The following is a 20,100-nucleotide window of genomic DNA, read 5'->3' on the forward strand; positions in this document are numbered from 1 at the left end:
TCATGCAGCTCTCCGCCACCCCGTACGAAGAACGCCTCACGGCCCCCCGCTCGTGGTGGCTGGTCAGCTTTCTGGTCGGCGTCTCGCTGGCCCTGATCCTGCTGCCGTTCGGCACGCTGCCGATGCTCGGCGGCCTGGCCGGCGGCACCGCCGCCGCGGCGGTCGTGGCCAGCTCCTACGGCTCGGTGCGCATCCGCGTGGTGAACGGCTCGCTGATCGCGGGCGAGGCCAGGCTCCCGGTGACGGCGCTGGGCGAGACGGAGATCCTGGACCCCGAGGAGGCGCGCGCCTGGCGCACCTACAAGGCCGACACCCGCGCCTTCCTGCTGCTGCGCGCCTACATCCCGACGGCGCTGAAGGTCGAGGTCACCGACCCGGCCGACCCGACGCCGTACCTGTACCTGTCGACGCGGGAGCCGGACCGACTGGCCGAGGCGATCCGCACGGCCAGGGCCACGGCCTCCTAGGAGTCAGTGGCCGCCCAGCTCTCTGGAGATGTCGCCGATCTCGAGCGGCTTCGCCGGCTGTTCCAGTGCGGGCAACTCGGGCAGGGCGTCCCAGGGCACCTGGAGCTTGCGCAGGTCCGCGCGGATGCGGGCGGCGAGTTTCTTGGTGTCGCGGCGGTTCATGACCGCACCGACCGCGGCGCCCACCATGAACGGCATCAGGTTCGGCAGGTCGCGCACCATGCGCTTCATGATCTGCTGGCGCAGCTCGCGCTTCATAGGACCGCCGAGGGCGGTGTTCACCGACGTCGGTTTCAGTACGTCGACGCCGCGCTCGCCCGACCATGAGCGCAGGTAGGCGGTGCTGCGCTCCATGAGGGAGCCGGGCGGTCGTACGCCGTAGATCTCGTGGAGCTCGGCGATCAGCTTGAGCTCGATCGCCGCGACCCCGGTGATCTCCGCGGCCAGCTCCGCCGGCATGGCGGGCGGCACGGGCAGCATGGCCGCCGCGCCGACGCCCGCACCGACCGTCGCGGACGCGTTGGCCGCGCCCGCCACCAGCTTGTCGGCGAGCTGCTCGGGCCCGAGGCCCGGGAATTGCCGGCGCAGCGTGGCGAGGTCGCGTACGGGGATTCTGGGCGCGTTGTCGATGATCCGGTCGGCGATGTACGCCAGGCCGGCCCTGGCCCGGCTGCCGCCCCTTCGGGCGCCTTCCCTGGCCAGTTCCCGGGCACGCTCACGGACGACCGCGCTCCGCCGCCGAGCGGCGGGCGCGGGAGTCTGCGCCGGTGCCGGGAGGCCGGTCGGATCACCGGCCGCTTCGAGCGAGGCCGATCCACGGTGGACCTGTCCCGGCAGAACCGTTCCCGTAGGGGCCGGTTCCGGGACCGCCAGGTCCGTTTCCGGGACAGTGGTGCCCCCTTCGGGGACAGCCCTGTCCGTGGGAGCCGGTTCTTCCGGAACCGGTCCCCCCGTGGATGAGCCCCACTCGTCGTCACGCACGCCGTACGGGCCGTCGGACGGCCCGGGGTCCGCTTTCCCGAAGGAGAAGCGGCGCTTCCGAGGTGGGGTCGAGCCAGTCACGGCCGACCCGGCCTCAGTCGCAGTCGCGGCAGATCGGCTGGCCGTTCTTCTCGCGGGCCAGCTGGCTGCGGTGATGAACCAGGAAGCAGCTCATGCAGGTGAACTCGTCCTGCTGCTTGGGCAGGACACGGACGGCCAGCTCCTCGTTGGAGAGGTCCGCGCCGGGCAGCTCCAGTCCCTCTGCCGCCTCGAACTCGTCGACGTCTACGGACGACGCGGACTTGTCGTTCCGCCGGGCCTTCAGCTCTTCCAGGCTGTCCGAGTCCACGTCGTCGTCGGTCTTGCGTGGGGTGTCGTAATCGGTTGCCATGTCGCTCTCCCCCTCCGGGTGTCTGCGGTGTCTCCAGCGCACGTAACGCGTGAGAGGCCGGACTTGTGCCCGACCTGAGGCGGAGATTTTGCCTCACATCAAGGTCTGTTACTCAATCGACACCCAACCCGACTCCTCACGAGTGATCGGTTTAGGTGGCGATCGGGACCGTACACGGCCCTATCACTGCAGTTCAAAGGCGCCTCCCCGTGTACTTCCCGTGATCAGGACCCCGGAAAACACGGATTTTCCCGACTTTCCGACAGCCTGCATGATCACGGAGAGTAGATGGCTGGAAATTCGCCCTTGTGATCGATCACACACGATGAAGCTTCCCGAGTGCCCGGAAAATTCCGCGCAAAGCGAACATCCTCGCGTGTGTCGGCGACATGATCTCAGACCGGCAGCGTGACCCGCATCGTGAGTCCACCGCCGTCCCTCGGCTGGGCCGAGATATGCCCCCCGTGCGCCCGGGCCACGGACCGCACGATGGACAGGCCCAGGCCCACTCCCTTGTCGCTTCCGGTGCGCTCGGTGCGCAGTCGCCGGAACGGCTCGAAGATGTTGTCGATCTCGTACGCCGGCACGACCGGCCCCGTGTTGGAGACGACCAGCACCGCCTGCCCGTGCTGGACCTCGGTGGTGACCTCGACCCAGCCGTTCTCGGGGATGTTGTACCGCACCGCGTTCTGCACCAGGTTCAGCGCGATCCGCTCCAGCAGCACGCCGTTGCCCTGCACGAGCGCGGGCTCCCGCTTGCCGCGGAGCTCCACACCCTTGGCCTCGGCCTCGGCATGCACCTGGTCGACGGCCTGGGAGGCCACCTCCGCCAGGTCGACGGGCCCGCGCTCGACGATCTGGTTGTCGCTGCGGGCGAGCAGCAGCAGGCCCTCCACGAGCTGCTCGCTGCGCTCGTTGGTGGCCAGCAGCGTCTTGCCGAGCTGCTGGAGCTCCACCGGCGCGTTCGGGTCGGACAGATGCACCTCCAGCAGCGTGCGATTGATCGCCAGCGGCGTGCGCAGTTCGTGCGAGGCGTTGCCGACGAAGCGCTGCTGGGCGGTGAAGGCCCGCTGCAGGCGCTCCAGCATGTCGTCGAAGGTGTCGGCCAGTTCCTTGAGCTCGTCGTCCGGGCCGTCCAGCTCGATCCGGCGCGACAGATCGGAGCCGGCCACCGCGCGGGCGGTGCGGGTGATGCGGCCCAGCGGCGACAGGACCCGGCCGGCCATGGCGTAGCCGAAGGCGAACGCGATCACGGCGAGGCCGAGGAGGGCCAGCAGGGAGCGGCTGAGCAGACGGTCCAGGGCGACCCGGCGCTGCTGGTCGATGCACGCGCTGATCGCGTCGTTGAAGGCACTCAGCGGGAGGTTGTCGGTGTTGATCGCGGGGCAGCTGTCGCTGGTGACCTCGATCGCCTTGCCGCCGACGATCTTGAACAGGGGCTCGTTGCCCGAGTTCAGCGCCTGCGCCGCCAGCAGGTAGATGATCGACAGCAGCAGAATGCCGGCGATCAGGAACATGCCGCCGTACAGCAGCGTGAGCCGTATGCGGATGGTCGGGCGCAGCCAGGGGAAGGGCGGTTCCGGCCTTCGGGGGTCCCAGGTGGGTTTCGGGGGCGCCTGGGGAGGCGCGGGAGTCGTGGCCACGGGTGATCAGATCCGGTAGCCGGAGCCGGGCACGGTGACGATGACCGGGGGCTCGCCCAGCTTGCGGCGCAGGGTCATGACGGTGACCCGGACGACGTTGGTGAACGGGTCGGTGTTCTCGTCCCAGGCCTTCTCCAGGAGCTGCTCGGCGGAGACCACCGCGCCCTCGGAGCGCATCAGCACCTCCAGCACGGCGAACTCCTTCGGCGCCAGCTGGACCTCCTTGCCGTCGCGGAAGACCTCGCGGCGGTTGGGGTCGAGCTTGATGCCGGCCCGCTCCAGGACGGGCGGCAGGGGCACGCTGGTGCGCCGGCCGAGGGCGCGCACGCGCGCGATCAGCTCGCTGAAGGCGAAGGGCTTGGGCAGGTAGTCGTCGGCGCCGATCTCCAGGCCCTCGACGCGGTCGCTGACGTCGCCGGAGGCCGTGAGCATCAGCACGCGCGTGGGCATGCCCAGCTCGACGATCTTCCGGCAGACGTCGTCGCCGTGCACCAGGGGCAGGTCGCGGTCGAGGACGACCACGTCGTAGTCGTTGACGCCGATGCGCTCCAGGGCGGCCGCACCGTCGTACACGACGTCGACGGCCATGGCCTCCCGGCGCAGTCCGGTGGCCACCGCATCGGCGAGCAGTTGCTCGTCCTCGACGACGAGTACGCGCACGTCGCTGTCCTTCCTGTGTCCACCCGCGTAGCGGAGCGCGCGCGGGCAGGGGGTCGTGGGTGTGTTGGCCTCCATCCTGCCCTTTTCGGCCATAAGTCGGCGGTAAGGCGAGGTGGGCGGGCACGCAGGCAGGGCGAGCGGGAGCGAAGAGCCGGACAAGCGGGCGGGAAGAGCCAGGTGGGCGGGCCGGAAGGGGCAGATGAGCGGGAGGTGGCGGGGCCGGGGACAGTGGTGTGCCGGGGCGGGAATGCCAGATTTTCTCCAGCGGTTGAGGTTTCCGCGGAATGGAGCGCGGGGAGGACGGGTTCTACACCCCGCGATCACGCTCTGCCAGTGCCGCAGCACCATGCGGTACGCCTCGGTCCGCTTGCCGCAGAGCGGGCGTGGGTGTCCGGCACCGTCGCCGCCCGGCACGGCTGCGCCGGGCATCCGTGGAGACGTGATCGCCCCTTCCGAACGGCACACCCCCGTGCCACAGACCCACGACCCAGGACGAGGGGGCGCAGCATGGACGCATTCACCGCAGGACTTCTGCAGCGCATAAAGGCGACCGAGTCCGACCTGACGCGGGCCCTGGACGAGGGCGACGACTTCCTCGTCGAGGTGGAGCAGGGCGAGCTCGACGACCTGCGCCGCCTCGCCGCCGAACACGGTGTGGAGGTCGGCGCGTACAGCGTCTGACGAGCTCGGCCGACCAGTGGCGGGCCCCCGGCGAATCCAGCGCCGGGGGCCCGCCGCTGTGTCGGCGAGGGCCTCGGACGGGGTCTCAGTCGTGCCAGGCGCCGAAGTCCTCCAGCAGGCGCTGGAGGGGCTCGAAGACGCCCGGGGTGGCGGCGACCGTCAGGGCGCGTCCCGGGCGCTCAGCGGGGCGTCCTCCGGTCAGGGCGCCCGCCTCACGGGCGATCAGGTCCCCCGCGGCGATGTCCCACGCGTTCAGACCGCGCTCGTAGTAGCCGTCGAGACGGCCGGCGGCCAGGTCGCACAGGTCGACCGCGGCCGAGCCGCCGCGCCGGATGTCCCGCACCAGCGGGATCAGCCGGTGCGCCACCTCGGCCTGATGGGTCCGCACCTCGGTGACGTAGTTGAAGCCGGTGGAGACCAGCGCCTGGTCCAGCGGCGGTGCCGGGCGGCAGGCGAGGGCCCGCTCGCCCTCCCAGGCGCCGGTGGCCCACGCCCCGCGGCCGACGACCGCGCTGTGCGTCTCGCCGCGCATCGGGATCTCCACGACGCCGACGACGGTCTCGCCGTCCTGCTCGGCGGCGATGGACACCGACCAGGTCGGCAGCCCGTAGAGGTAGTTCACCGTGCCGTCGAGCGGGTCGATCACCCAGCGCACGCCCGAGCTGCCCTCGCTGGAGGCGCCCTCCTCGCCGAGGAACCCGTCCTCGGGGCGGTGCTCGGAGAGGAAGCCGGTGATCAGCTTCTCCGCGGCGATGTCCATCTCGGTGACGACGTCGATGGGGCTGGACTTGGTGGCGGCCACCGCGAGGTCGGCGGGGCGTCCGTCCCGCAGCAGGGCGCCGGCCCGGCGGGCGGCCTCACGGGCGAGGTCGAGCAGTTCCGAGTGCAGGGCGTCGGTGTGCTGGGCGTCGGTCACGTCGCTCCTCAGGCGTAGGGGCTGTCGGCGCCCGCGGCGGCCGGGCGCGGGGCACGGGCCGGGCAGCAGCCCACGGGGCACAGGTGGTGGCTCGGGCCGAGCGCGCCCAGGGCGCAGGGCGTGACCTCCTGGCCGCTCTCGACGGCGGCGCGCTCCAGGATCAGGTCGCGCACGGCGGCGGCGAAGCGCGGGTCGGCCCCGACGGTGGCCGAGCGGCGGACCGGCAGGCCCAGCTCCGCCGCCTTGGCCGTGGCCTCGGTGTCGAGGTCGTACAGGACCTCCATGTGGTCGGAGACGAAGCCGATCGGCGCCATGACGACGGCCGGCACCCCGGCGGCGTGCCTCTCCTCCAGGTGGTCGCAGATGTCGGGCTCCAGCCAGGGGATGTGCGGGGCGCCGGAGCGGGACTGGTAGACGAGCTGCCAGGGGTGGTCGACGCCGGTGCGCTCGCGGACGGCGTCGGCGATCAGCCGGGCCACGTCCAGGTGCTGGGCGACGTACGCGCCGCCGTCGCCGTGGTCCGGGGCGGGGCCGGAGGCGTCGGCCGCGGAGTTCGGGATGGAGTGCGTCGTGAAGGCGATCTCGGCGCCGTCGCGGACGTCCTCGGGCAGGTCGGCGAGGGACGCCAGGACACCCTCGATCATCGGCTCGACGAAGCCCGGGTGGTTGAAGTAGTGCCGCAGCTTGTCGATCTGCGGCAGCGGGAGTCCCTCCGACTCCAGCGCGGCGAGCGCGTCGGCGAGGTTCTCGCGGTACTGACGGCAGCCCGAGTAGGAGGCGTACGCGCTGGTGGCCAGGACGAGGACACGGCGCCGGCCGTCGGCGACCATCTCGCGCAGGGTGTCGGTCAGATACGGCGCCCAGTTGCGGTTGCCCCAGTAGACCGGCAGGTCCAGACCGTGCTCCGCGAAGTCCTTGCGCAGGGCGTCGAGCAGGGCGCGGTTCTGGTCGTTGATGGGGCTGACCCCGCCGAACAGGAAGTAGTGCTGCCCGACTTCCTTGAGGCGTTCCTTGGGGATGCCCCGGCCGCGCGTCACGTTCTCCAGGAACGGGACCACGTCGTCGGGGCCCTCGGGTCCGCCGAAGGAGAGCAGGAGCAGGGCGTCGTAGGGGCTGGCATCGAGCGCGTCTGGCATGCCTCCGATCCTGCCACCCGCCACTGACAGCCGGGAAACGGCCGCCCGGAGAACGGGGTGCATTAGGGTCACCTAACTCGTAAGCTGTAAGGACTGTCTTCGCGCCTTACCGAGCGACCGTGCCGAGAAGCCGTGCCCTGAAGTCGTGCGAAGACGCCCTGCCGAGCCCCCGGAGTGCCCTGTGCCCAGCCCCTATCGCGCCCTGTTCGTTGCCCCAGGCACCAAGGGCTTCTCCGCGGCGGGGTTCCTCGGCCGTATGCCGCTGTCGATGATGGGCATCGGCGTGGTCACGATGGTCTCCCAGCTGACCGGGCGCTACGGCCTCGCCGGTGCGCTGTCGGCGACCATCGCGCTGGCCGCGGCGGTGGCCGGACCGCAGGTCTCGCGCCTGGTCGACCAGTACGGGCAGCGCAGGGTGCTGCGCCCGGCGACGCTGGTGTCGCTGTGCGCGGCGGCCGTGCTGCTGCTGGCCGCGCACTACGAGTGGCCGGACTGGGTGCTGTTCGCGGCCTGTGTGGGCATCGGCTGCGTGCCGAGCGTCGGCGCGATGATCCGGGCGCGCTGGGCGACCCTGTACCGGGGCACTCCGCAGCTGCACACCGCGTACTCCTTCGAGTCCGTGGTGGACGAGGTCTGCTTCATCTTCGGGCCGATCTTCTCCATCGGCCTGTCCACGGCCTGGTTCCCGGAGGCCGGCCCGCTGCTCGCCGCGTGCTTCCTCGCGGTGGGTGTCTTCTGGCTGACCGCGCAGCGTGCCACCGAGCCGGCCCCGCACCCGCGCGCGCAGCACGGCGGCGGCACGGCCCTGCGCTCGCGCGGACTGCAGGTGCTGGTGGGCACCTTCGCGGCGACCGGCACCATCTTCGGCGCGGTCGACGTGGTCACCGTGGCCTTCGCCGACGAACGCGGCCACAAGGGCGCGGCGAGCGTCGTCCTCGCGGTGTACGCGGCCGGATCCTGTGTCGCGGGGGCGGTGTTCGGGCTGCTGCACTTCAAGGGGGCGCCCGAACGTCGCTGGCTGCTGGGTGTCTGCGCGATGGCCGTGAGTATGATCCCCCTCCTACTGGTCGGAAACTTGCCGTTTCTGGCCGTGGCGCTGTTCGTTGCGGGTCTGGCCATCGCTCCCACGATGATCACCACCATGTCCCTCATCGAGCAGCACGTACCACGCGCGCAGCTGACCGAGGGCATGACCTGGGTGAGCACCGGTCTCGCGGTGGGGGTCGCGCTCGGCTCCTCCATGGCGGGCTGGGTGATCGACGCCTCGGGCGCGCGCGCCGGGTACGGGGTTCCGGCCGTCGCCGGGGCCGTCGCGGTCGCGGTGGGTTTCCTGGGCTACCGCCGGCTCGGCAGGCCGGCTCCGGGTCGGGGAGGCACCGTTGAGCAGCACAGCGAGCGGGAAGAGCGGCACGTGGCGTAACTGGGGCGGCAATGTCAGTGCCCGCCCCGCGCGGGAGGCCACACCCGCCTCCGTCGAGGAACTCTCGGCGGTCGTCCGCGCGGCGGCGCAGGACGGGCTGAAGGTCAAACCCGTCGGCACGGGGCACTCCTTCACGTCCATAGCCGCGACCGACGGTGTATTGATACGCCCTCAACTGTTGACGGGTATACGCACCATCGACCGGGAATCCATGACGGTCACGGTGGAGGCGGGCACCCCGCTCAAGAGACTCAACATGGCGCTCGCGCGCGAGGGCCTGTCGCTCACCAACATGGGCGACATCATGGAGCAGACGGTCTCCGGCGCCATCAGCACCGGCACCCACGGCACGGGCCGGGAGTCGGCCTCCATCGCCGCGCAGATCAAGGGCCTGGAACTGGTCCTGGCCGACGGCTCGGTGCTGGCCTGCTCGGAGAAGGAGAACCCGGACGTCTTCGCGGCCGCCCGGATCGGCCTGGGCGCCCTCGGCATCGTCACCGCGATCACCTTCGCCGTGGAGCCGGTCTTCCTGCTCACCGCGCGGGAGGAGCCGATGCCGCTGGAGAGGGTCCTCGCCGAGTTCGACGAACTGTGGGCCGAGAACGAGCACTTCGAGTTCTACTGGTTCCCGCACACCGGGAACACCAGCACCAAGCGCAACAACCGCAGCGCGGGCCCCGAGCGTCCGGTGGGCCGGGTCGCGGGCTGGTTCGAGGACGAGTTCCTCTCCAACGGCGTCTTCCAGGCGGCCCAGTGGGTCGGCCGCGCGGCGCCGGGCACGATCCCCACGATCGCCCGGATCTCCAGCACAGCGCTGTCCGCGCGGACCTACACCGACATCCCGTACAAGGTCTTCACCTCGCCGCGCCGCGTGCGGTTCGTGGAGATGGAGTACGCCGTCCCGCGCGAGGCCCTGGTCGACACCTTGCGCGAGCTGAAGGCGATGGTCGACCGGTCCCCGCTGCGGGTCAGCTTCCCGGTGGAGGTGCGCACGGCCCCGGCCGACGACATCACGCTGTCCACCGCGTCGGGCAGGGACAGCGCCTACATCGCCGTGCACATGTTCCGCGGCACGCCCTACCAGGCGTACTTCACCGCCGCCGAGCGCATCTTCACCGCGCACGAGGGACGCCCGCACTGGGGCAAGGTGCACACACGCGACGCGGAGTACCTCGCCGGGGTCTATCCGCGCTTCGACGAGTTCACGGCACTGCGGGACCGGCTGGACCCGCAACGGCTGTTCCAGAACGACTACTTGCGCCGGGTTCTGGGGGCGTAGCGGCATGCGCGAGGGGCCCGAACTCGCCTCGGGCGTCGGCTCGTCGGAGGTGCCGGACGCCCCCCGTCCCGACGGGTTTGCGGCTCGGACGGGCGGCCGCTCGCGGTCGTGTCACGGATCTGCCCGCGCGTGCGCTGGGAGAAGTGCTGGAAGAAGTACGTACGGACGAAAGGGTTAGTTCCGTTTCCGGCGATTACGTGAAGTACGCCACGCTCAAGATCGAGAAATCCGCCCAAGGCGCCCCACTCCCGCGCTCCGGGGGAAGTTGAGCGGCACGGTCATCCACGCAGATGGCCCGAATGGAGTACTGTTGCGAGCCCTGGGTCCGGTCTCCCGCCAGGGTGTCGGGGCCTTCAAGGACCGCCGGGAGGGGGCTAGTTGCACAGGGTGACGGAGTTGGTCACTTAGCGTTGCGAATAGGTAACCGTGCCATAACGGCGATCCAGGGCCCGTGCCCGACACGCCGGGCAACTCGGCAAGGTTGTGGCAGGCTGCACCCGGGCAGGCCACACTCGACTAGCGGAAGCAGCGACGCACGTGACGTCGGCAGGCACCACCCGGGAGGTCCCCATGCCCGAACTGCGTGTCGTGGCCGTCTCCAATGACGGCACACGGCTGGTGCTGAAGGCTGCGGACAGCACGGAGTACACGCTTCCGATCGACGAACGGCTCCGCGCCGCCGTGCGCGGCGACCGTCCCCGCCTCGGCCAGATCGAGATCGAGGTGGAGAGTCATCTCCGCCCCCGTGACATCCAGGCGCGGATACGCGCGGGCGCGACCGCGGAAGAGGTCGCCCAGATGGCCGGCATCCCCGTCGAGCGCGTACGGCGCTTCGAGGGGCCCGTACTGGCCGAGCGTGCCTTCATGGCCGAGCGCGCCCGTAAGACGCCCGTCCGCCGCCCCGGCGAGAACTCCGGCCCGCTGCTCGGCGAGGCCGTGCAGGAGCGGCTGCTGCTGCGGGGCGCCGAGAAGGACACCGTCCAGTGGGACTCCTGGCGCCGCGACGACGGCACTTGGGAAGTGCTGCTGGTCTACCGGGTGGCCGGTGAGCCGCACTCCGCGAGCTGGACGTACGACCCGCCGCGGCGGCTCGTGCAGGCCGTCGACTCCGAGGCGCGTTCGCTGATCGGCGAGTCCGAGGACCTCGGTGCGCCGGAGCCCAGCTTTCCGTTCGTGCCCCGGATCGCCCGGCTGCCGCGCGACCGCCCGCTGGACCGTACCGCCGACCGCGAGCGGCCGAGCCTGCCGCCGGCGGAGCCGGTGGAGGAGACGCCGAGCGAGCGGGACTCGCTGACCAGCCTGCTGGAGGCGGTGCCGAGCTTCCGGGGCGACCTGGTGGTGCCCGAGCGGCCCGCCGAGCCCTCGGAGGAGCCCGCCGACGAGCCCGTGCCCGAAGAACCGCCGGCCCCCGCGGCCTCGGCCGGTTCCGCCTACGCGGACGTCCTCATGCCCCGCTCCGTCGGCAGCCACCGCGACCGCCTCGTCGGCGCCACCGACCGTCAGGCCGAGGCCGACGGCGTCCGCCCGGGCCGCCGTGCTGCCGTGCCGAGCTGGGACGAGATCGTCTTCGGCACCCGCCGTAAGAAGCAGGAGTAGGCCTCACCTCACCGGGCGACAGCTCCGGTCCGCCGTTGCCGCCCGGGGTGGCTGCAAGCTGTCCTGCGGGCCATGCACGCCTACGACGGGTGGGCCCGAGCACCGCGGCCGACGCGAGCCTCCTCTCGTAGCCCCGCGTCGGCCGCAGGCCCGGCCTGCCTGCCTGCCCCGCCGGACGCCTACTGCGGGTCCGGCCCCACCGCGACCGGCCGGGACGGGTCGTTGGACCACTCCGACCAGGAGCCGACGTACAGGGCGGACGGGATGCCGGCGACGGCGAGGGCGAGGACCTCGTGCGCGCCCGAGACGCCGGAGCCGCAGTAGACGCCGACCTGGGTGTCGTTCGCGGCGCCGAGCGCCTCGAAGCGCCGGCGGAGGGCGTCGGGGGGCAGGAAACGGCCGTCGGGGCCGACGTTGTCGTTGGTCGGCGCGGACACGGCCCCGGGGATATGGCCGCCGACGGGGTCGATCGGCTCGACCTCGCCCCGGTAGCGCTCCCCCGCGCGCGCGTCGAACAGCACGCCGGAGCGGGCCAGTGCGGCGGCCGCGTCGGCGTCGAGCAGATCCGCGGCCCCCGGCTCCGGCCGGAAGTCGCCCTCCGCGGGCGAGGGCAGGTCCGTCGACAGCGGCCCCTCCCAGGTCGGCAACCCGCCGTCGAGGACCCGCACGAACGGGTGACCCGTCCAGCGCAGCAGCCACCAGGCGCGCGCGGCCGCCCAGCCCTGTCCGCCGTCGTACACGACCACCGGTCGCGCGGACGACACCCCCGCCCGTCGCATCGCCGCACCGAATTCGGTCACATCCGGCAGCGGATGCCGGCCGTGCTTGCCCGGCTCGGAGGCCAACTCCCGGTCCAGGTCGACGAATACGGCGCCCGGGATGTGCCCGGACGCGTACGCGGCGCGGCCGTCGAAGGGTGGTGCACCGGCGGCCTTGGCGACACTGAGCTGCCAGCGGACGTCGAGCACGACTGGCGGGTTCTCGCCCGCCAGTTCGCTCGCGAGTTCGGATGCGGAGATGATGGCGTTCATGGTCACCATCCTTGCGCACCGGGTGGCCGCGGCGTCCAGGTCCGGCTACTCTGCTCCGCCACACGTCCGGTCACCCCGCGTACGTGATCGAGCACCTGCTGTACTGCCGATCGGCATCCGTCGGCAATGGCACGGAAACGGTCGAGCAGCCGCACGCCGGGCACCCTCCGGTGTGGGGCGGCTCACCGGCCGCGACGCGGCGGCGCGCCCGGAGCGCGTCGCACCACGGGTGGTGCGAGCATCGGCACGGGGATCCGCAGAGCGACGGCGACACGGCCACCGCCAAGGGGCCGAGGAGAGAGTGACGATGACCGAGGCACAGGGTCCGGCCGGTCCCAACGGCGCAGCACGCAGCAGGCACGCGCCCGGCACGCCCTGCTGGGTGAGCCTGATGGCGCACGGGCTGACCTCGACGCAGGAGTTCTACGGGGCGCTGTTCGGCTGGGAGTTCCGCCCGGGCCCGCAGCAACTCGGGCCCTACGTGCGGGCCGTGCTCGACGGCCAGGAGGTGGCAGGCATCGGGCAGCTCCCGCCGGACCGCCATCTGCCGATCGCCTGGACGCCCTATCTGGCCTCGGACGACGTCGACCAGACCGCCGACACCGTCCGGCTGTGCGGCGGCACGATCGGCGTCGGCCCGCTGGACGCCGCCGAGGCCGGCCGGATCGCGATCGGCTCGGACCCCGCGGGCGCGGTGTTCGGCATCTGGCAGGCGGACGCGCACCTCGGCACCGCGATCACCGGCGTGCCCGGCACGCCCGCCTGGAACGAACTCCTCACCTTCGAGTCGGCGACCGTCGTCAAGTTCTACGAGACCGTGTTCGGCTACGAGCGCCAGGAGTCCGCGCCGTCCGCGGATGCCACCGCCGACGACGTCACCCTGCTCCTCGACGGCCGCCCCGTCGCCGACGTCCACGGCGTCGGCAACGCCCTGCCCCGCGACCGCGGTCCGCACTGGCTGACCTACTTCGAGGTCGCCGACACCGACGCGGCCCTCACCCGCCTCGTCGCCCTCGGCGGCCACGTCCTCACCCCGCCCCACGACAGCCCCCACGGCCGCGTCGCCATCGCCACCGACCCCGAGGGCGCCCGCTTCGCACTGATCCAGCACACGGCCTGACCTGCGGGGACTCCGGCGCTTGCTACGCCGACGGCACCGGCAGGACGTCCGGGGACAGGGCGGCCGCGTGGGCCGTGGCCGCGGTCATACGGCGGCGGTGGTGGCGGCGGCACAGGACTTCGTAGCCGATCTCGTCGGCGGAGCGGGTCACATCGCCGACGACCACCTGGGCGCCCTCGACGACCATCTCGCCGCCGACGGTACGGGCGTTGTGCGTGGCGCGCGCGCCGCACCAGCACAGGGCCTCCACCTGGAGCACCTCGACGCGGTCGGCGAGTTCGACGAGCCGCTTGGAGCCGGGGAAGAGCTTGGAGCGGAAGTCGGTGGTGATGCCGAAGGCGTAGACGTCCAGGCCCAGGTCGTCCACCACGCGCGCGAGCTGGTCGATCTGCTCCTCCGCGAGGAACTGCGCCTCGTCGGCGATGACGTAGTCCGCCCGTCCGCCGTGGGAGAGATGGTCGACGAGGTACGCGTAGAGGTCCATGCCGTCCTCGACCTCGACCGCGTCCGTCACCAGCCCCAGGCGCGAGGAGAGCTTGCCCTCGCCCGCCCGGTCGTCGCGGGTGAGGATCACGCCCTGGAGGCCGCGGGCGGAGCGGTTGTGCTCGATCTGCAGAGCCAGCGTCGACTTCCCGCAGTCCATCGTTCCGGAGAAGAACACCAGCTCGGGCATGGCAGGTTGAACACCTTTCGGCGAATGGGAGGGGTCGGGATTCAGGAGCGGACTTCGAGCAGCGGGACGAGCTGCTCGGCCGCGGTCATCGAGCCGTGGTTGCCGACCATCGCGGACTCCTTGGGCTCCCGCTCGGAGGCGATGATCAGGACGTCGTCCCGGGCGGCCGCGACCACGTCGCCGATGCGCGCGTACACCCGCTCGTCGATGTGCGGCCCGAACCAGCCCGCCGCGATCGCCTCGTCCCGCGAGGCCACCCAGAACTGCTCGCCGAGCACCTCGCGCCAGCAGATCAGGACGTCGGACTCGGCGCCCGGCAGCGCGTACACATGCCGGGCCCGGCCCTCGCCGCCCAGCAGGGTGACGCCGGCCTGGAGCTCCCAGTCCTCGTCGAAGTCGATGCGGTGCTGCTCGTCGAAGGGGATGTCGACCATGCCGTGGTCGGCGGTGACGTACAGCGCGGTGCGCGGCGGCAGCTGCTCGGCCAGCCGCTGCACGAGCCGGTCGACGTACATCAGCTGGCCGCGCCAGGTGTCGGACTCGACGCCGTAGCGGTGCCCGGCGCCGTCCAGTTCGGCGTAGTACGTGTAGACCAGGGCCCGGTCGGCGGCCGCGAGCTGCTCGGCCGCGAAGTCGATCCGCTCCTCGCCGGTGAGCCGCCCGTGGAAGGTGCCGCCGCTGAGGGCGACCTTGGTGAGCGGGGTGTTCTGGAAGGCGGGGGACGACACCTGGGCGGCGTGCACTCCCGCCCGGCTGGCCAGCTCGAAGACCGTGGGGTACGGCTGCCACGCGCGCGGGTCGCTGTACGGCTGCCAGCGCAGCTGGTTCATCAGTTCGCCGGTGGCCGGGTTGCGCACGGTGTAGCCGGGCAGTCCGTGGGCGCCCGGCGGCAGGCCCGTGCCGACGGACGCGAGCGAGGTCGCGGTGGTCGCCGGATAGCCGGCGGTGAGCGGCCGCCCGGTGCCGCCGCGCGAGCTCGCGAGCAGCGAGGTCATGAAGGGCGCCTCGTCCGGGTGCGCGCGCAGCTGCTCCCAGCCGAGGCCGTCGATCAGGAAGACGCAGGCCCGGTCGGCCGCGGCCAGCTCCGGGATCGCAGCCGTCAGGCCGGGCACGCCCATGCCCGCCGCCAGCGTGGGCAGCAGGTCGGCGAGGGAGCCGCTGCCGTACTCGGGTACGGGCGCGGAGGCGACGGCGAGGGGTTCCGGGTGGTCCCAGGGGGCGGGGTGCACCATCAGCGGGTGGTGTCCGCGGTGGCCTCGGAGACGGCCTGCGCGAAGGCGAGCGCCTGGCGCACGGTCTCCGGGCCGTCCCCCGCCTCGCTGACGCGCAGGCTGAGGTCGTCGGCGGTCGAGTTGCCGGTGTAGCCGTGGTCGGCGTCGCAGTTGGGGTCGCCGCAAGCGGCGGGCTCCAGGTCGATCCGGGAGACCGCGCCCCAGCCGATGGTCAGCACGACCTCGCGCGGCAGCGTGCCCGGCGTGTACTGCTCCGGGTTGGCCACGACCCGGCTCACCACCACCGAGGAGATCCGGCCCAGCTTGACCGACTCCGTGGAGGTGGTGGCGTACGGCGTCGGGGAGGTGGTGTCGGCGGCCTGCTCGTCGGTGTGGCTGACGATGAAGCGGGTGCCGGTCAGGACCAGTACGGTCACATGCCGGCGGACCTCGTTCTGGTCGAACGTGGTCTCCTGGTGGACCAGGTACGACCGGATCGGCTCGCCGCCCACAGCGGCCTCCACCGCCTCGGCCACGAGGGCCGGGTAGTAGCCGCTGCGTTCGATCGCCGCACGCAGCCCCTGGGTCGTCGTACTGGTCTTGGCCATGCCGTCCATCCTACGGGGGCCCACTGACTGCGAGGGACCTGTCACGCGCTACTCGGCGTCCCCCGGGGCTCCTCGGCACTTCTGACCACCGCGGGATCAGTACGCGGGGAGCGTGCGCGGCCCTAGGTCGTCGCGGGCCGGGGGCGGGGCCAGGCGCACGGAGGCGCCGAGCACGCTCAGGCCCTGCGGGGCGACGACGACCGGCTCCAGCGTGACCGCCACCACCTCGGGGTGGTCGTCGACCAGCCGGGACACCCGCAGCAGCAGCTCCTCCAGGGCCGGGGTGTCGACGGGCGTCGAGCCGCGCCAGCCGAACAGCAGCGGAGCCGTCCTGATCGACCGCACCAGCGAGGCCGCCTCCCGGTCGGTGACCGGGATCAGCCGGTGCGCGGTGTCGCCGAGCAGCTGGGAGGCGGCCCCGGCCAGCCCGAACGACAGCACGGCTCCGGCCGCCGGGTCGATGACCGCCCGTACGACGGTGTCGACGCCGCGCGGCGCCATGCGCTGGACGACCGGCCGCAGCTCCTCGGGCCTGCCGAACAGTTCGGTCAACTCCGTGTACGCCCGCCGCAGTTGCTCCTCGTCGGCGAGGTCGAGCCGGACGCCGCCCAGGTCCGCGCGGTGGCGCAGATGCGGGGCGGTGGCCTTGAGGGCCACGGGGTAGCCGAGCGCCCGCGCGGCCTCGACGGCGGCCTCGGGCGTGGGCGCGGGCAGCGCGCGCAGCACCCTGATGCCGTACATCCCGAGCAGGTCGCACGTCTCGTCCGTGCCGAGGGTGAGCCCCTGCCCGCGCGCGAGCAGCCCGTCGATCAGCCGCGCGGCCGCCTTCTCGTCGACCTCCTCGAACTCCGGCACCTTCCCGGGCTGCGCCGCGTCCCGCCGCCACTGCGCGTACTTCACGGCTTCGGCGAGCGCGCGGACGGCCCGTTCGGCGGCGGGGTAGGAGGGGATGAGGCGGGGGGTGGCTTCCGAGGGAGCGGCGGGGGCGGGCGGCTGTTCCGCGGCGGGCACGCGTTCCGCGGGGCCCAGGGCATCGCCGGCGACGCCCTGGGATCGCGAACCGGCCCGGGGTGCGGTGCTCGCGGCCGCGGACAGCGCCGCGGCGAGCCCTCCGAGCTCCACATGCACGACCAGCACCGGCTTCCCGGGCACCTCCTCCGCCGCGGACCGCAGGGCCTCCGCCAGCTCGGCGTCGTCCGGGGTCCCCTCCCCGATGGCCGGGATGGCGGTGACGACCACCGCGTCGCAGGAGTCGTCGGCCAGCGCCCTCGACAGCGCCCGCCGGAAGTCCTCCGCGGCCGCTCCCGTCGTCAGATCCAGCGGCGGCAACGGCTGCAGCCCCTGGGACAGACACGCGTCGTACGTCAGCAGCCCCAGCGACTCGGAGTTGCCGAGGATCGCCACGCGCGGCCCGCCCGGCAGCGGCTGGCGTGCGAGCAGCAGCCCCGCGTCGACCAGCTCGGTGATGGTGTCGACGCGGATCACCCCGGCCTGCCGCAGCAGGGCCGACACCGTGTCGTGGGGCAGCCGGGTCGCCCGTACGGCGTGCCCCTGGGGCGCGGCGCCGCCGTGCCGGGCGCCCTGGACGACGACCAGGGGCTTCATGGCCGCCGTACGCCGGGCGAGGCGGGTGAACTTGCGCGGGTTGCCGATGGACTCCAGGTACATCAGGGCGACGTCGGTGTCCGGGTCGTCGTACCAGTACTGCACGACGTCGTTGCCGGAGACGTCCGCGCGATTGCCGGCGGAGACGAACGTGGACACGCCGGTGACGCCGGTGACTCCGCCGCCGCGCCGGTGCAGTCGGGACAGCAGGGCGACGCCGATGGCGCCGGACTGGGTGAACAGTCCGATGCGGCCGGGGCGGGGCGTCTCGGGGGCGAGGGAGGCGTTGAGGCTCACCTCGGGTGAGGTGTTGATGATCCCGAAGGCGTTGGGCCCGATGATCCGCATCCCGTACGCGCGCGCGTGGCGGACCAGTTCGCGCTGTCGCTCGCGCCCGTCGGGCCCGCTCTCGGCATATCCGGCGGAGATCACGACGAGTCCCTGTACGCCGTGTTCGCCGCACTCGGTGACGACCTCGGGCACCCGCTCGGCGGGCACGGCGACGACGGCGAGGTCGACCGGCCCGGGGATGTCCCGCACGGACCGGTGGGCCGGGACGCCGTCGAGTTCCTTCAGCTCCTCGGGGAAGGCCCGGTTGACGGCGTACAGCTGTCCGGTGAAGCCCGCCTCGCGGATGTTGTCGAGGACGCTGCGGCCGACGGCGCCGGGGGTGCGGCCGACGCCGACGACGGCGACGGAGCCGGGCGCGAGCAGCCGCCGTACGGACCGGGCCTCGGCGCGCTGCTCGCGCGCGTGCTGGACCGCGACGGAGCGGTCGGTGGGCTCCAGGTCGAACTCCAGGCGGACGACGCCGTCCTCGAAGCTGCGCTTCTGGGTGTACCCGGCGTCGGTGAACACCTTGATCATCTTGGTGTTGGCGGGCAGCACCTCGGCGGCGAAGCGGCGGATGTCGCGCTCGCGGGCCACGGCCGCGATGTGCTCCAGGAGAGCGGAGGCGACACCGCGCCCCTGGTGGGCGTCCTGGACCAGGAAGGCGACCTCGGCCTCGTCGGCGGGCGCGGACGCGGGCAGGCCGTTGGTGCCGATGCGGTCGTAGCGTACGGTGGCGATGAACTCGCCGCCGATCGTGGCCGCGAGTCCCACCCGGTCCACAAAGTCGTGGTGCGTGAAGCGGTGGACGTCCTTGGCGGACAGGCGCGGGTAGGGCGCGAAGAAGCGGTAGTACTTCGACTCGTCCGAGACCTGCTCGTAGAAGCTGATCAGGCGCTCGGCGTCATCGACGGTGATGGGGCGGATGCGCGCGGTGCCGCCGTCGCGCAGCACCACGTCGGCTTCCCAGTGGGCGGGGTACTCCTGCCGGTCCGGCGCGCTCTGCATGGGGCCCAGAGTACGGCTCGCGTACGACAACGGCGCGGGGCAGTCTGTGAGGACGTGGGGTCGGACCGAGGCCGCGGTTCCGGCTGCCACCCCGGGACATACGTCTGTCCCGGAGTCGCTTCACGTGTGGAACACTGGTCTAGACAACCCTGAGCACTGAAGGGCAGCAACACATGGCTGAGCGCCGCGTCAACGTCGGCTGGGCCGAGGGCCTCCACGCCCGCCCCGCTTCCATCTTCGTCCGAGCCGCCACGGCCGCAGGCGTCCCGGTGACGATCGCCAAGGCCGACGGCAACCCCGTCAACGCGGCCTCCATGCTGGCCGTCCTCGGCCTGGGCGCCCAGGGCGGCGAGGAGATCGTCCTCGCCTCCGACGCCGAGGGTGCGGACGTCGCCCTCGACCGCCTGGCCAAGCTGGTCGCCGAGGGTCTCGAGGAGCTTCCCGAGACCGTCTGAGGAATGACTCGCTGAGTCACGAAGGGCTCGTCCGAATTATCGGGCGAGCCTTTCGCATTTCCCGTTCGGGCGAGGTTTCCGGGCATCAGAAATAAACCCCCCGGGAATTACTTCCTCTTTGTATACGGTGCCCGTGTTAATGCCGCACGCCCGACATGTTTACGGGATGTTGCGAAGTCCTCACACGGTCCGCGCGATCGGCGCCGCCGGAAAAGCGCAGCCGGTGCGCGGCGATCGACCGCTCGGTGTGCAGCGCGGTGATCGCCCGCGCGCGTTCGCCGTCCCCGCGCGCGACGGCGTCCACGATCGCGCCGTGCTCGGCCCAGGAGTCCATGGGACCGGACGGCGCCTCCACGGTGTACATCCAGGCGATCTTGTGCCGCAGCTGGGTCAGCACCGACACCAGGGCGGGGCTGCCGGAGGCCTGGGCCAGCGTCTCGTGGAACCAGCCGCCCAGGGAGCGCAGATCCTCGCTGTTGCCCCGCCTGGCCCGCTCCTGGCCCAGCCGGACGAGGCCGCGCAGCACCTTCAGATGGGCCTCGGTGCGGCGCTGGGCGGCCCGTGCGGCCCCCAGGGGCTCCAGCAGCACGCGCATCTCCAGCAGGTCGGCGGCCTCCTGCTCGGTGGGTTCGGCGACGCACGCGCCCGCGTGCCGCCGGGTGACGACGAACCCCTCCGCCTCCAGCGTGCGCAGCGCCTCGCGGACGGGGACGCGCGAGACGCCGTAGCGGCGCGCGAGCAGTTCCTCGGTGAGCCGGCTGCCGCGTTCGTGGACCCCCGCGACGATGTCGTCCCGGATCGCCGTGCATACCGAGTGCGCCGGAACACGCATGACCGACCTCCGCCTTTAATCCCCGTGAAACGTCGACGATTGACGTGTGTTCAGCGA

At 72.3% G+C, this 20,100-nt stretch carries 19 protein-coding genes; 7 read left to right on the top strand and 12 right to left on the bottom strand.

From position 1 onward, the window contains the following. The first annotated feature begins 2 nt into the window (after window positions 1-2). Window positions 3-467, top strand: a complete 465-nt coding sequence (locus ACIQ6Y_RS05860) for a DUF3093 domain-containing protein (protein WP_404033429.1) — start codon at window positions 3-5, stop codon at window positions 465-467. 3 nt (window positions 468-470) lie between these two features. On the opposite strand, the gene ACIQ6Y_RS05865 is transcribed toward ACIQ6Y_RS05860, so the two are convergent. The 4 genes from ACIQ6Y_RS05865 to ACIQ6Y_RS05880 all read right to left on the bottom strand — a co-directional run bounded on the left by ACIQ6Y_RS05865 (window position 471) and on the right by ACIQ6Y_RS05880 (window position 4,142). Beyond that, window positions 471-1,529 carry a hypothetical protein gene (locus ACIQ6Y_RS05865; protein ID WP_404033431.1) on the bottom strand — a complete coding sequence of 353 codons (1,059 nt, stop codon included), beginning with the start codon at window positions 1,527-1,529 and terminating at the stop codon, window positions 471-473. A gap of 13 nt (window positions 1,530-1,542) precedes the next feature. After that, window positions 1,543-1,839 carry a DUF4193 domain-containing protein gene (locus ACIQ6Y_RS05870; RefSeq protein WP_043504706.1) on the bottom strand — a complete coding sequence of 99 codons (297 nt, stop codon included), beginning with the start codon at window positions 1,837-1,839 and terminating at the stop codon, window positions 1,543-1,545. Window positions 1,840-2,234: 395 nt separating this feature from the next. Further along, window positions 2,235-3,482, bottom strand: a complete 1,248-nt coding sequence (locus ACIQ6Y_RS05875) for a sensor histidine kinase (RefSeq protein WP_404033433.1) — start codon at window positions 3,480-3,482, stop codon at window positions 2,235-2,237. A 6-nt stretch (window positions 3,483-3,488) separates the two neighbouring features. After that, window positions 3,489-4,142, bottom strand: a complete 654-nt coding sequence (locus ACIQ6Y_RS05880; RefSeq protein ID WP_003993508.1) for a response regulator transcription factor — start codon at window positions 4,140-4,142, stop codon at window positions 3,489-3,491. A gap of 507 nt (window positions 4,143-4,649) precedes the next feature. Between ACIQ6Y_RS05880 and ACIQ6Y_RS05885 the strand changes: the two genes are divergently transcribed. Beyond that, window positions 4,650-4,823: a hypothetical protein gene (locus tag ACIQ6Y_RS05885; protein ID WP_404033435.1), complete on the top strand. Its 174-nt coding sequence runs from the start codon at window positions 4,650-4,652 to the stop codon at window positions 4,821-4,823. Between the two features lie 85 nt (window positions 4,824-4,908). On the opposite strand, the gene ACIQ6Y_RS05890 is transcribed toward ACIQ6Y_RS05885, so the two are convergent. Further along, complete coding sequence (locus ACIQ6Y_RS05890) at window positions 4,909-5,739, bottom strand: inositol monophosphatase family protein (protein ID WP_404033437.1); 831 nt, start codon at window positions 5,737-5,739, stop codon at window positions 4,909-4,911. Between the two features lie 8 nt (window positions 5,740-5,747). Next, on the bottom strand, window positions 5,748-6,875 hold the full coding sequence (locus tag ACIQ6Y_RS05895) for a ferrochelatase (RefSeq protein WP_404033439.1): 1,128 nt from the start codon (window positions 6,873-6,875) through the stop codon (window positions 5,748-5,750). Between the two features lie 181 nt (window positions 6,876-7,056). On the opposite strand from ACIQ6Y_RS05895, the gene ACIQ6Y_RS05900 reads away from it, so the two are divergent. From ACIQ6Y_RS05900 to sepH, 3 genes are all read left to right on the top strand, one after another. Then, window positions 7,057-8,295 carry an MFS transporter gene (locus tag ACIQ6Y_RS05900; protein ID WP_404033441.1) on the top strand — a complete coding sequence of 413 codons (1,239 nt, stop codon included), beginning with the start codon at window positions 7,057-7,059 and terminating at the stop codon, window positions 8,293-8,295. After that, a complete protein-coding gene (locus tag ACIQ6Y_RS05905; protein ID WP_404033443.1) occupies window positions 8,255-9,574 on the top strand; it encodes a D-arabinono-1,4-lactone oxidase in 1,320 nt (439 codons plus the stop codon). The genes ACIQ6Y_RS05900 and ACIQ6Y_RS05905 overlap by 41 nt, the downstream gene beginning before the upstream one ends. 570 nt (window positions 9,575-10,144) lie before the next feature. Beyond that, entirely contained in the window at window positions 10,145-11,170 is a 1,026-nt protein-coding gene (gene sepH, locus ACIQ6Y_RS05910; RefSeq protein ID WP_404033445.1) for a septation protein SepH, read from the top strand. A 179-nt stretch (window positions 11,171-11,349) separates the two neighbouring features. Here the strand turns inward: sepH and ACIQ6Y_RS05915 are convergent, their stop codons facing one another. Beyond that, complete coding sequence (locus ACIQ6Y_RS05915; RefSeq protein WP_404033447.1) at window positions 11,350-12,201, bottom strand: sulfurtransferase; 852 nt, start codon at window positions 12,199-12,201, stop codon at window positions 11,350-11,352. 307 nt (window positions 12,202-12,508) lie between these two features. Between ACIQ6Y_RS05915 and ACIQ6Y_RS05920 the strand changes: the two genes are divergently transcribed. Continuing rightward, window positions 12,509-13,321: a VOC family protein gene (locus ACIQ6Y_RS05920; protein WP_404033449.1), complete on the top strand. Its 813-nt coding sequence runs from the start codon at window positions 12,509-12,511 to the stop codon at window positions 13,319-13,321. A gap of 22 nt (window positions 13,322-13,343) precedes the next feature. Here the strand turns inward: ACIQ6Y_RS05920 and ACIQ6Y_RS05925 are convergent, their stop codons facing one another. The 4 genes from ACIQ6Y_RS05925 to ACIQ6Y_RS05940 form a co-directional block, all read right to left on the bottom strand. Further along, the gene (locus ACIQ6Y_RS05925) at window positions 13,344-13,994 is read right to left on the bottom strand and encodes a thymidine kinase (protein WP_404033451.1); all 651 of its coding nucleotides are present in this window, start codon (window positions 13,992-13,994) and stop codon (window positions 13,344-13,346) included. A 41-nt stretch (window positions 13,995-14,035) separates the two neighbouring features. Beyond that, the gene (locus ACIQ6Y_RS05930; protein WP_404033453.1) at window positions 14,036-15,226 is read right to left on the bottom strand and encodes an alkaline phosphatase family protein; all 1,191 of its coding nucleotides are present in this window, start codon (window positions 15,224-15,226) and stop codon (window positions 14,036-14,038) included. Further along, window positions 15,226-15,822 carry a DUF5998 family protein gene (locus ACIQ6Y_RS05935; RefSeq protein WP_404033729.1) on the bottom strand — a complete coding sequence of 199 codons (597 nt, stop codon included), beginning with the start codon at window positions 15,820-15,822 and terminating at the stop codon, window positions 15,226-15,228. The genes ACIQ6Y_RS05930 and ACIQ6Y_RS05935 overlap by 1 nt, the downstream gene beginning before the upstream one ends. Before the next feature lie 87 nt (window positions 15,823-15,909). Next, the gene (locus ACIQ6Y_RS05940; protein WP_404033455.1) at window positions 15,910-18,756 is read right to left on the bottom strand and encodes a GNAT family N-acetyltransferase; all 2,847 of its coding nucleotides are present in this window, start codon (window positions 18,754-18,756) and stop codon (window positions 15,910-15,912) included. 173 nt (window positions 18,757-18,929) lie between these two features. On the opposite strand from ACIQ6Y_RS05940, the gene ACIQ6Y_RS05945 reads away from it, so the two are divergent. Further along, a complete protein-coding gene (locus tag ACIQ6Y_RS05945; RefSeq protein ID WP_053655224.1) occupies window positions 18,930-19,211 on the top strand; it encodes an HPr family phosphocarrier protein in 282 nt (93 codons plus the stop codon). Between the two features lie 136 nt (window positions 19,212-19,347). Here ACIQ6Y_RS05945 and ACIQ6Y_RS05950 read toward each other — a convergent pair whose 3' ends face one another. Beyond that, window positions 19,348-20,043 carry a GntR family transcriptional regulator gene (locus tag ACIQ6Y_RS05950; RefSeq protein WP_404033457.1) on the bottom strand — a complete coding sequence of 232 codons (696 nt, stop codon included), beginning with the start codon at window positions 20,041-20,043 and terminating at the stop codon, window positions 19,348-19,350. Between the last annotated feature and the right edge of the window lie 57 nt (window positions 20,044-20,100).

This window comes from Streptomyces sp. NPDC096205 (genome assembly GCF_044763135.1).
Classification (GTDB): domain Bacteria; phylum Actinomycetota; class Actinomycetes; order Streptomycetales; family Streptomycetaceae; genus Streptomyces.